At 38.4% G+C, this 12,012-nt stretch carries 8 protein-coding genes; 5 read left to right on the top strand and 3 right to left on the bottom strand.

Features of this window, described 5'->3' with window-relative positions; translation table 11 throughout:
* Positions 1–476: 476 nt before the first annotated feature.
* Positions 477–1,514: an endolytic transglycosylase MltG gene (mltG, locus tag M2273_RS05815; RefSeq protein WP_429394155.1), complete on the bottom strand. Its 1,038-nt coding sequence runs from the start codon at positions 1,512–1,514 to the stop codon at positions 477–479.
* 358 nt (positions 1,515–1,872) lie between these two features.
* On the opposite strand from mltG, the gene M2273_RS05810 reads away from it, so the two are divergent.
* The 4 genes from M2273_RS05810 to M2273_RS05795 all read left to right on the top strand — a co-directional run bounded on the left by M2273_RS05810 (position 1,873) and on the right by M2273_RS05795 (position 7,720).
* Positions 1,873–2,235, top strand: a complete 363-nt coding sequence (locus M2273_RS05810) for a BlaI/MecI/CopY family transcriptional regulator (protein WP_429394152.1) — start codon at positions 1,873–1,875, stop codon at positions 2,233–2,235.
* A gap of 238 nt (positions 2,236–2,473) precedes the next feature.
* Positions 2,474–3,688 (top strand): N-acetylmuramoyl-L-alanine amidase, encoded by a 1,215-nt coding sequence (locus M2273_RS05805; protein WP_429394150.1) that lies wholly within the window; start codon positions 2,474–2,476, stop codon positions 3,686–3,688.
* A 48-nt stretch (positions 3,689–3,736) separates the two neighbouring features.
* Positions 3,737–6,190, top strand: coding sequence for an outer membrane beta-barrel protein (locus M2273_RS05800; protein WP_429394147.1), 2,454 nt, complete (start codon positions 3,737–3,739; stop codon positions 6,188–6,190).
* Positions 6,191–6,196: 6 nt separating this feature from the next.
* Complete coding sequence (locus M2273_RS05795) at positions 6,197–7,720, top strand: glycoside hydrolase family 10 protein (RefSeq protein ID WP_429394144.1); 1,524 nt, start codon at positions 6,197–6,199, stop codon at positions 7,718–7,720.
* Positions 7,721–8,005: 285 nt separating this feature from the next.
* Here the strand turns inward: M2273_RS05795 and M2273_RS05790 are convergent, their stop codons facing one another.
* Together M2273_RS05790 and M2273_RS05785 are read right to left on the bottom strand one after the other, a co-directional pair.
* On the bottom strand, positions 8,006–8,644 hold the full coding sequence (locus M2273_RS05790; protein ID WP_429394142.1) for a class I SAM-dependent methyltransferase: 639 nt from the start codon (positions 8,642–8,644) through the stop codon (positions 8,006–8,008).
* 1 nt (position 8,645) lies between these two features.
* A complete protein-coding gene (locus tag M2273_RS05785; RefSeq protein ID WP_429394140.1) occupies positions 8,646–9,653 on the bottom strand; it encodes an NAD(P)-dependent alcohol dehydrogenase in 1,008 nt (335 codons plus the stop codon).
* A 563-nt stretch (positions 9,654–10,216) separates the two neighbouring features.
* Here M2273_RS05785 and M2273_RS05780 point away from each other — a divergent pair.
* The gene (locus M2273_RS05780; RefSeq protein ID WP_429394137.1) at positions 10,217–11,974 is read left to right on the top strand and encodes an ATP-binding response regulator; all 1,758 of its coding nucleotides are present in this window, start codon (positions 10,217–10,219) and stop codon (positions 11,972–11,974) included.
* Positions 11,975–12,012: the final 38 nt, after the last annotated feature.

The following is a 12,012-nucleotide window of genomic DNA, read 5'->3' as shown; positions in this document are numbered from 1 at the left end:
CAAACAAATTGATGAATTAATTAATTTTCAGGTATACTTCAAAATCAGCTGTACATCCCACCATTCTTTTTGTTAAGCAACCAATCTCGAAAGTCTTGCGAGGTTGTCAAGTGACCATGGAATAAATCAGACTAAGGAACGCAGGAGAATTTATGCCGCGAAAGCACACATAGACGGAACTGGGATAACATATCAGTGAGTTCCTATAAGCACCTGGAGCACATCTGGATTGTTCGTAACAAATTGTTCCATATCAATAAAACAAAATGTTCCCAATTTAAAGCATATTTTGCTATCGTTAATTTTTAAAAGGCAATCAACACATGTTATTATCACTGATTCAGCGACTATATTAGAATGTCTTGAATCCCGATTTATTTTGACGTATAGAAAAGTATGGAGAAAAGTTTAAAAGCAACTACTCGATGAGCGGTAGATTAAAACCCTGTAAAACGTATTATTCTTGTATAAATCTTTCATCTACGCTCCTTTTCCAACCAAGCTTGATAGGCAGCTTTTCCACGTTCGAATTCTGCAGCCGTTGAATAAAATCTATGAGACTTATCGTTTTTCTCCACATTTAAAACATAATAAATATAGTTTGTGGTGGCAGGATAAAGGGCGGCTTTGATGGAGCTTTCAGAAACTGACGAAATCGGGCCTGGAGGAAGACCGACAACCTTTCTGGTATTGTACGGAGAATTTGACTCCAAGTCGCTTTTGTTTATTATCCCATCCCAACGATTTTCCATCTTCGCTATGTAAACAGCAGTCTGATCTATCCCAAGCGGCATTCCTTTGTTCAGGCGATTATAGATTACTGAGGCTACAATAGGTCGCTCCTCGTTCAATCGCGATTCTGTTTCGATAAGAGATGCAATGGTAATTATCTTGTACGGTGTCAGTTTCATTTTAAACGCTCGATCTGCATATTCCGGCTTCCAAACCTTTTTAAACTCCCCGACCATTTTCTTTATGATAGCCCGAGTGGTAAAAGAGCGCGGGAAATTATAAGTGTTTGGATACATATAACCTTCAAGATTTTTAGCTTCCGGAGCTATATCTTCAATGAGTGAAATATCCTCCATAAGGTTCAATATAGCATTTTCACCTGCCGGTTGATTTTGAGGGAATTGCCCGGCTATTCTTTTAGCAATATCAAAGCGAGTAAAACCTTCCGGGATGGTTAATTTCACAGTTCGTAGTCTTCCATTTTTCAGCTCCCCCAGTACCTCAAGCGGTGTAATTGGTGAATCGAATAGATATTCACCCGCTTGCATCTCATTGCCGGTACCGGTAATTTTCAAATATATTTTCAGCGGAGTTTGGGCGGAAAGAATTCCTTCGGAAGTAAGTTTAGCGAGTATTTGGCCGGGGGATGAGCCATGTGGGATTTGTATAAATTGGTTATTCTTATTGTGCGCATAGGGGGTATTCAAAGATTTATACATCCAATATGAAAAAACGATGATTGCAAGAATCACTAAAACACTAAGAAACTTTAAAACTTTCATTGAATGAGCCTCAGTTTGAATACCAACATGAAATTAATATCGGCTCTAAGATATAACGAGTTTTTTTAAGATTCATGGATTTTTCTTAAGGTCACCACGTCAGCAAATTGCCTGGTCAGTTTGGCCCGGAATCAGGTGGTCAACATCTCCATAACATACAGTATAAAAATAAGGTATGTCTCGAGTTCCCATTCAATTTTAGTAAAGCGCGGGTGTTGTTTTTATTTTTATTATTAAACCTACATTTTATCTAAAAGCTCATGTTTTAAAAAGGCGCAATTTGTATAGAACAAAACTCACCGCTGCCTTAAACTGAGAAATCAGTTGTATAACTGAAATATAAGTTATACATTTGATTATGGAGGAATTGACCAAAACCGAAGAACGTATTATGCAGGTTTTATGGAATCTTAAATCTGCTTTTATTAAGGATATTATCGATCATCTGCCCGATGATCCTAAACCTCCATATAACACCATTTCGTCCGTGGTTCGACTATTGGAGACTAAAAACTATATAAGTCACAAAGCTTACGGTAAAACTCATGAGTATTTTCCGCTCATTAGTAAAACTGCTTACCGCAAGCATTCCTTTACCAAACTTCTTACTAATTATTTTGATGGATCAGCCGAATCTTTATTGTCATTTATGGTTAAGGAAGAAAAACTTAAGGAAGATGATATAGAAAGTATCAGGGAATTTATCAATAAGCAAAAATAATATGGAGTTATTTATATACGTCGCCAAGGTGGTAATCTGTTCGGGTATGTTCTATACTTTATATTACTGCCTATTTCGCAAGCTTACCTTTTTTACGTGGAACAGATACTATCTGTTATTTGCCCTTGCAACATCCCTCATCATTCCTTCCCTTCACTTCCAAGTACAACAACCACTTCCTTTTCATACCCCCCTCCCTATCGACGTCGTTTATTCAGATCCACTTAACAGCAGGGACATGGATAATGGCGTTATACACTCTGCGACCGAACATTTCAACTGGGAGCTGTTAGCGGTCAGATGCTATGCACTTATCAGTGCGCTTTTGCTACTTAAGGTGCTAACAGGTATAGCAGTAATTATATACAAGGCTATCAGGGAAGGGCGAAAATCCGAAGGTTATTACCTAATTACCAATGCGTCCAAAAGCAACTCTTCATTTTTCAACCTAATATTTTTAAATCATAACCAGGTAGATAATTTTGAAAAAGAACAGATATTAGCACACGAATTACAACATGTTCGCCAATGGCATTCTGCCGACCAATTATTTACAGAGTTATTAAAAGCCTTCTTTTGGGTTAATCCGTTTATGTACCTTATTGCAAAAGAACTTAAGCAGGTACATGAGTTTCAGGTTGATCAATGTTTGGCCGGTACCTATAAAGCCAATAATTATGCAAACTTGTTGCTCAAGTTAATGAGCCATCCTACATCCAGGCTTGTAAACGAGTTCAGCGCTTATGGCGTAAAAACGCGTATCCGGATGCTGTTTCATGAACAGTCCCAGGCCAAATATAAACTCAGGTATTTTTGGTTAGTTCCCATTTTGATCATCATAGGCTATCAGTTTTCCTTAGAAAAAACCTATGCACAAACCCCTCTAAAAGACAATTTCACCCTCATTCTTGATGCTGGTCACGGGGGAGATGACGGTGGGGCGGTTTGTGGTGGTAAGTATTTTGAAAAGAATATCAACCTTGCTTTAGCGCTGGAGATTAAAGTGGTCGCTGAAAAAAGAGGTATACGCACTTTGCTTACACGGAAAACTGATGAGCATGTGGAGTTTAAAGACCGTGTAGCATATCAAGGAGACGTTTTTGCCTCTTTGCATATCAACGCTGCTCCCGCCGGCCCGCTCCAACAAGATGCCAATGGAATAGAGATTAAGGACAATCCATCTGGTCAAAATTCGACTCTATCAGCTCAGTTTGCCGGTCAGCTTAAAAGTAGTTTCAGACAACTTGGTGGTATAAATACCAACGATACGATTTTTGCAGCGCCGGGGTTGTATGTATTAAGGGAAAATAAAATACCCGCCGTTTTAATTGAGTTCGGCTATGGTACTAACCCCAAAGATTTGAACTATATCCTGGAAGAGCAGCACCGATACGCGATAGCCGAGAAGTTTGTAGATGCGGTGATTGCCTATAAAAACGAGCGTAAAAATTGATATTCTAAAACAGAAACAAAGCACCACAATTTACTAAACCCATCATTTATGAAGCAGTTTTTACTGTCTTTATGGCTATGCCTTTGCCCAATCAAAAATATTTACGCCCAACAGGTGGTGCGCAATGATGGCATTATTATGGGAACGGTTACCGATGGTGAAAACCATCCTGTTTCCGGAGCGACGATAATTTTGAAAAGACAAGGCATCGAGGATATAGGTCTGACAACAACCAGTAAAGACAATGGAAGTTTTCAATTTTTAAAGCTATCGCCAGGTACCTATACACTAACCACATCCCATATCAGTTATCAAACTTATCTGATCAAACAGATCGTTATCGGCAACAATTCCTCAAAACTCAATTTGCCGAATATCAGTTTGCAAAATAATTACAGTGAACTCAAAGAAGTTAATATCATATCGCCACGAAAAAGCTATATAACGCATCAGTTAGACCGGGTGGTTATCAATGTAAGTAGTCTGCTCAGCAATACCGGGACTAATGCGCTGGATGTATTGAATAATGCTCCTGCCGTGCAGGTAACCGATGATGCAATTAGCTTGCGCGGTAAAGAAGGTGTAACCGTTTACATCGATGACAGGCCAAGCTACCTCACAGGTAAAGATTTGTTAGATTACCTGAAAACCTTACCCTCTGGCACGCTGGATAAAATAGAGATCATGACTAACCCACCAGCACAATATAATGCTGAAGGCAACGCGGGAATCATCAACATTAAAACAAAAAAAGGTAAACTTAAAGGTTTTAACTCTGGACTGAGTGCAACCTATCAGCAGGGTGTTTATGCTAAAGCTAACTCCAATATCAACTTCAACTACGGCTTTCATAAGATCAATCTTTTTGGAAACCTGGGTTATTCTTTAACTAACAATTATTACGATGTAGCACGAAACCGACAATTTAACAATGTGCAACCCTACAATAACTTATTAATGAGCCAATTTAATACAGAAACAAGTACCACTATTAGTTATAATTATAAGTTAGGATTCGATTATGATATTGACGCACATAATAAATTGGGGGTTACAATTGCCGGGATAATTCATCCTTATCATGAACATGGCAATTATTCAACTGCTTTTAACAGGTTAAACAAAGTTGATTCCACGATCAATACCATCAGCCTGCTTCACTACATTACCAGGAACAATACAGTCAATTTAAATTTCCACCATCAGTTTCATAAACCTACACAAGAGCTAAATATTAACACAGATTATTTACAATATTCAACCGACCCTCTCCAGGTAATTAACAGCGGCACCTATTTACCTGGGAATACTTTGATCAGTAATTATACTCTCAACACTTATAATCCTTTTAAAGCAAAAATTTTTGGAGCAAAAGCCGATTACGCTGATGAACTGCCCGGTCACCTGAAAATGTCAATTGGAATTCAAACTACATATTCGATAAGGGAAAGCACAGGTGATTATTTATATACGATCAATAATAAAACGTATCCCAGCGATTCTTTAAATGGCAGTTTTAGTTACCGGGAGAATATTAATGCGGCTTACGTTAATTTTCAAAAGACCACTAAAAGATTCGACATGCAGGTTGGATTAAGACTGGAGTATACACACGCCGAAGCAATGCGGCAGAGTGCTGTCCTCTTAACCGCGACTACGGCTGAATACAATTACAGCAACCTATTCCCAACCGCTTATATAAGTTATAAGCTTGATACGGCGTCAGCAAATACCCTGATCTTATCCATTGGCCGGAGGATTTCCAGGCCCGGGTATGGTGATTTAAATTCCTTTGTTTTTACTTTCGACAGGTATTCATCCAATAAAGGTAATCCGGAAATTGTGCCCGCCTATTCTAATAACTTAGACTTATCTTTTAACATGCAAGATAAAATTACTGCAGGAATAACCTATAGCGACACCCGTAATGATATCGCCCAGTATTATCAGCTTACAGGTTACGCGTTAGCATTTGTCCCTGTCAATATTGCTAAGGTAAATGCTTATGGAGCGTATTTCAACTTGTCGCAGCCTGTAACTAAATGGTGGAGCACCAATTTATACAGCGACTTCACCCATAATCAGTATGCCGGCCAGGTTTTGAACATTGGATATTTAAACAATACGGTTAACACAATAACTGTTAGCGGGAGCCAGCAATTTAAACTTCCACATGGATGGAGCATGGAAGTTAATGGCTCCTATCATAATAAACTTACCGATGGACAGGGCATATACCTACCGATGTGGCTGCTAAACGCTTCTATTCAAAAAACTATTTTAAAAAATAAGGGAGCCATCATCTTAACCGCTCGTGACATATTTAACAGCCGTACGCTCAGGCGGAAAATTGAATATCAATACGCTTCCCTTACCTCATCAAACCATAGTGATAACCAAACAATAGGTCTTACGTTCACTTATAAGTTTGGCGCGTCAGCATCGGCCAGGCAACATCATAACAGTATTGAAACAGAAGCCGGTAGGGCTGGTGTAAATTGAAACTACATGAAAAACTGTATTTATTTTATCTTCATTTCTCTTCTATTCGTAAATTGGGCAAATGCGCAAACCATAGCACCCAAACGGGAATTTAGGGGTGTATGGATAGCGACGGTTGAAAATATTGACTGGCCGCGCAAACCAGCAGAAAGCGCAGATCAGCAACAACGTGAACTTACCGCCATACTCGATGCGCATCAGGCAGCGGGCATTAACGCGATTATATTTCAGGTTAGGCCTGTAGCTGACGCTTTTTATGCCAAAGGCCGCGAACCCTGGTCAAAGTATCTGACTGGAAAACAGGGAAAGGCTCCTTACCCGCTCTATGACCCTTTAGAATTTGCAATCAAAGCCGCTCATCAGCGCGGTATGGAACTACATGCCTGGTTTAACCCTTACCGGGCTACCAAAGATCTTAACTTTTCGAGCCTGAGCCCTCAGCATATCACCAACATCCACCCCGAGTGGTTTTTTATATATGGCGGACAAAAGCTGTTTGATCCTGGTATTCCGGAGGTGAGGGAATATATTGTAAAAATTATTTTGGACGTGGTAGATAATTACGACGTAGACGGTATTCACCTGGACGATTATTTTTACCCTTATCATATTGCAAGGCAGCAAATCCATGATGAACAAACTTTTAAAAAATATGGCGCAGAGTTTTCAAACGTTAATGATTGGCGGCGCAATAATGTAAACCTGCTGATAAAAATGCTTAACGACAGTATCCATCAGCATAACCCGCGGATCAAATTTGGTATGAGTCCCTCAGGTATCTGGGCCAATAAATTTCAGAACCCAGAGGGATCAGATACGCATGGCGGTGATTCGTATTATGAACTTTATGCCGATTCTAAAAAATGGATCCAGGAAGGCTGGGTTGACTATATAAATCCGCAGCTCTACCGGCCTATGAACGATCACTCGGTACCTTTCGGAGTTATGGTTGACTGGTGGAGCGAACATACTTACGGAAGACATTTATATATCGGTCAGGCTCCGTACCGAATCATCGAGAACAAATTACCTGGTTTTAAAATTCCATCAGAATTACCGAAACAAATCAATTACCTCCGTAAAAACAAACGCGTGCAGGGTAGTGTGTATTTCAGTTCAAGGTCCCTGATAAATAATCCGCTGGGATTTACAGACTCGCTAAAAAACAACTATTACCACTCTCCTGCATTACCTCCGCTTATGCTCTGGCGCGATTCCATCGCCCCTAATCCTCCTCGTGAACTCACGGCAAAAAACAATAATGGAGTTATCAGCCTAACATGGGAAGCGCCATTATCTGCTCAAGATAACGAAGCGGTATATGGTTATGTGATATACAGGTTTGACAAAAAGGAGACCATCAATATAGACGATCCAAAATACATACTGCATAAACAATATGACTCAAGCTGTAGCTATGAAGATAGAAATGTTATCAATGGGCAAACTTACCTATATGTCATTACAAGTATTGACCGCTTAAAAAATGAAAGCGAACATTCTATACCTGTTACAATAGACGCTAAGTAAGAACTCATCAAACAAACAGCACAACAAAAGTCACAAATAACTAATAATCAGATGATTAAATAATAAATATCATAATTTGTTTTATTAACATTTTGTAAATGGCAAAAATTCACAATTTGTTTGAATCAAGTAAACACCTAAAAAGTTGATTCTATCACATAGAAACTGCGTTTTTAGCATAATAAGCAATTTTTAGAAATTCACAATTTGTTTGAACCGACTCACGTGTGAGTCGCGTCAAACAAATTATGAAGTATTGATAAAACAAATTTTGACTCACGTCCTTTACTTTTTCCCAGCCCAGATATAGGCTCGCCTGCTTGGGAATTTCGCATCTTCATACGGACGCCTTTCTATGGCTTCAATAATATTAAAACCCGTTTTATAAAGTAATGCTATGATGTCATCTGTTTTAAAGAAGTATAAATCAATATCCACTTCTTTGTCATGAGCTTTGTCAAAATGAACTATTTCATCTCCCGCGTGAAAGGAAAATAAAAAATCTCCCCCGGTTTTCAGAACCCTGTTTATTTCTCCGAAACACTTCCTGATTTGGTCATTAGTAAAATGTACTATCGAATAGAATGCAAGTGCACTTTCAAAATGCCCCGGCGAATAAGCAATATTCAACAAGTCCCCGGTTTCAAATTTAATTTCAGGGGAAAGTCGGCGGGCAGCGCTAATCATCGCCGGCGACAGATCAATTCCGGTGATGTCTTTTATGCCATTATCGTACAGAAATCTTGTTGTTTGTCCGGGCCCGCAGCCAAAGTCGGCACATGGCCCTTTGTCTTTATTGAGAGCTGCAAATTCCTTCAATAGCCATCGGTCAAAATGTGTTTTGGAGATTTCGTCCCAACGCTCAGCCGCATAATCGTCGGCTACCTGGTTGTAACAGTTTAATACTTTTTCCTGTGAATTCATTTTATTCTTGGTTTTCCAATACTAACCGGATGTTGATTTCTCCTGTTCTTACTTTTTCTATCGCTTTATTCATTTCAGAGAACGGCATAACGTTTACTGCGCTCCCGATATGATGCTTTGCCGCGAAATCAAGCATATCCACCATATGCTTGCGGCTACCTACATAATTTCCATAAATGCTTCTTTGCGCGTAATCATACAGCAAGCCGATGCTAATAGGTTGCTTTTGCAAAGGCGAAGCCACTACGCAAAATTTTCCCTGTGGTTTAAGCATTTTCAAAAAGGCGTCCAGATCATATGCTACATTTAAGGTAGAAATAATAAAATCAAATTTCTGATTTAGCGCCGATAGGTCATCGGGTGTGGAGCTGAGTATAAATTCGGCACCCAACTGGTTAATCATCTCTTTTTTTTCCGGAGAATGAGAAAATGCATAAGCCTGGTGCCCCATTTTATTTAAAAACTGAATTGCCAATTGGCCAAGGCCACCGGCTCCCGATACGCCAACAACGGAGTTGGGCAACAATTGTGCGTGCATAATTGCTGAATATACGGTAAGACCGGATGATAATAAAGGAACGGACTTTGCCGGGTGTAATGCCGGTGGAAGTTTAAAGGCAAATCTGTGATCAACAACAATATGCTCGGCTAAACCACCATAACAATGCACACCAATTACTTTTTGCTGAGTGCAAAATTGTTCGTTACCCGCTTTACAAAACTCACATTCGAAACAGGCCGCTTGCTGATAACCGACACCAACCTGATCGCCCACACTTAGTGTAGTTACACTGGAACCAATTTCTTCAACAATTCCTAAAATTTCGTGTCCCGGAACAAGCGGAAATTTTGTATCGCCCCAATCATCACTTATGAATTGGATGTCCCCCCGTGCAATGGCGCAATAAAGAACTTTTACGCTTACCTCGTTGTCACCAACATTTCTTTCATAGTAAAATGGCTCCGCTTTGCCACCTTTCTGTTTAATTCCGTACGCTTTGATTTTCATAAATAATTCAATGAATTTACAGATTTTTGATATCCGTTGCTACCAAATTAAGATTGTTACCGACGGGTGCCCTTCACCTTCAATTTCGTGAGATCACCAACTTTGCATCCTGTATATAAAACATTGGTTTTCTTATACCCAAATATCTCTAATTAGCCTAAGAGAGATCACTATTGCCTCAAATCGTATGCCATGTAGTCACGATAGGTATACTCGTCGTACTTTAAAACCATAGCCATTCCATATTATTCCACAACCTGTTTAAGCACACTTTGCTTAAGCCTGCTTGCTTCACATAATTTCACACATTACTGCCCAACTTTATACACATTTGATTTTTTAAACTAATTATGTGTGCAATAAATGGTGACCTAATTGTGTACTTTTCTTCAGATATTAAAGAAATATAAAGACTATTTTTAACTTTAAATTACTACTGCGTTACAGAAGTAATACAAACACTATTCCGCAAAATATGCCGTTCATTTAATTCACATATTAATACACAGCATTAAAGTACCTTTGTAAGTTCTTACAGAGCCGAATTAAACAGGTAAAAATTAATGAACCAGGTTACCGACAAATATCACAAATTGATCAAGGATAGCGATAAGCACCTTGACTTACTTTTTGATATGAAAGAAGTTCCTAAAAGATCTTATCAGCTTGGTTTAGCCGCATTATTTACAGGTGTCGCGATTTCCTTTTATGATTCTTTTATCGGCTTGTACGTATCCTCATTCTTAGTTGCCTGTTTTTGCTTTGCCATTTTAATGTTTATTCTGTTAAAATATAATGGGGCCATTAAAAATCTTACCATTTCTATTATATTTCTGATTTGTAGTTTATTAATTATTTCTGCCGCCATTGAGGGCTTACAATCCGAACAATTCCTGTACTTTTTTCCAATACTCATTTCAGTCCCCATTATAGTTGACCTTAAACAAAGCAAATACCGGGAATCATTTATTTATATTTCCATCATTGTAGTTTCCTTCGGCATTTGTATTTTAATTGGGCGCGGTGTTACTCCGTTACAGGATTTTACGTTATCACAAATAAACAAGCTGGCCTTTGTTAACCGGATAATTGCCATTTTTTCGACCATTATATTTGCCATAGCCTATATATTTTTCGAGAAAAAATATATTAATGAACTCATGGAACAAAGCAAACGGGTAATTGATACCCGTACCCAGTTTTTGGCTACTATGGGCCATGAACTGCGCACACCCTTAAATGGCATAATTGGGGTAATAGGTTTGCTTAAACAGGAACACACTGCATCACAGCATGAAGAGTATATACAGGTGTTAAAATACTGTTCAGAACATATGCTGCACCAGGTAAATAATATTCTTGATTTTAATAAGATAGAGGCAAACAAGCTTGAAATTCATCCGGTTGAGCTAAACCTAAAACTTCTTTTATTAAATGTAGCGACACCATTTACCGCACTTTTTAATGAAAAGGGTGTAGAGCTAAAAATGGAAATAGATCCAGAACTTGATGAATTGGTAATTGCTGATGACTTGCGTTTAGTACAGGTTTTTAATAACCTGCTATCAAACGCTTTGAAATTTACCAATAACGGATATATTAAATTAAAGGCTGAGTGTAAAAACAAAACCAAACAGTTTATTGAGGCAAGCTTTAGTGTTGAGGATACCGGGATAGGGATCAGTGAAAATGACCAGGTTAAGATATTTGAAAGTTTTTGGCAGGTTTATGATCAAAACACCAAGGATTTAAATGGAACTGGATTAGGGCTTACCATTTGTGTAAGGTTATTAAATTTAATGAATAGCAAACTTACACTTGTTAGTAAAAAAGGAGTAGGCAGCACTTTTAGTTTCAACCTTAAAATTAATTACGCTAAAAATCCACAACAACAGCCGCTGGTCAGCAAAATTGAAACTGATAACCATTTATCGGGGGTAAGGATCTTAGTAGTTGAAGATAACCAAATCAACATGATGGTGGTCAAAAAATGTTTATTAAGTTTTAAGGCAAGCGTTACCTGTGCATACAATGGTCAGGAAGCACTGGATGAACTAAAAAAAGACCAGGCGTACCAAATTATTTTAATGGACCTTGAAATGCCTATAATAAATGGCTATACAGCTATATTTGAAATAAAAAAGCTATACCCTGAAATTCCCGTTATTGCCTTTACGGCATCGCTGGTAAATGAAAAAATGCTATCAGACCTCATAGAGAGTGGTTTTGTTGATTGTATGTCAAAGCCTTTTCAGCCTTTGCAATTATTATCAAGTATTCAAAAACAGCTTTTAAACTCTCCATTTCCGTATCAACAGTAATTTTCAAACTTCTATTCTAATATTGAAATATCCCGTAA

It is taken from the genome of Mucilaginibacter lappiensis, assembly GCF_050433765.1.
GTDB lineage: Bacteria > Bacteroidota > Bacteroidia > Sphingobacteriales > Sphingobacteriaceae > Mucilaginibacter > Mucilaginibacter lappiensis_A.
This window is presented reverse-complemented; position numbering and strand designations above follow the sequence as displayed.

Excerpts from the sequence above, each read along its gene's own strand:
- mltG (WP_429394155.1), bottom strand. The coding sequence starts at position 1,514 with ATGAAAGTTTTAAAGTTTCTTAGTGTTTTAGTGATTCTTGCAATCATC.
- M2273_RS05810 (WP_429394152.1), top strand. The coding sequence starts at position 1,873 with ATGGAGGAATTGACCAAAACCGAAGAACGTATTATGCAGGTTTTATGG.
- M2273_RS05805 (WP_429394150.1), top strand. The coding sequence starts at position 2,474 with ATGGATAATGGCGTTATACACTCTGCGACCGAACATTTCAACTGGGAG.
- M2273_RS05800 (WP_429394147.1), top strand. The coding sequence starts at position 3,737 with ATGAAGCAGTTTTTACTGTCTTTATGGCTATGCCTTTGCCCAATCAAA.
- M2273_RS05795 (WP_429394144.1), top strand. The coding sequence starts at position 6,197 with ATGAAAAACTGTATTTATTTTATCTTCATTTCTCTTCTATTCGTAAAT.
- M2273_RS05790 (WP_429394142.1), bottom strand. The coding sequence starts at position 8,644 with ATGAATTCACAGGAAAAAGTATTAAACTGTTACAACCAGGTAGCCGAC.
- M2273_RS05785 (WP_429394140.1), bottom strand. The coding sequence starts at position 9,653 with ATGAAAATCAAAGCGTACGGAATTAAACAGAAAGGTGGCAAAGCGGAG.
- M2273_RS05780 (WP_429394137.1), top strand. The coding sequence starts at position 10,217 with ATGAACCAGGTTACCGACAAATATCACAAATTGATCAAGGATAGCGAT.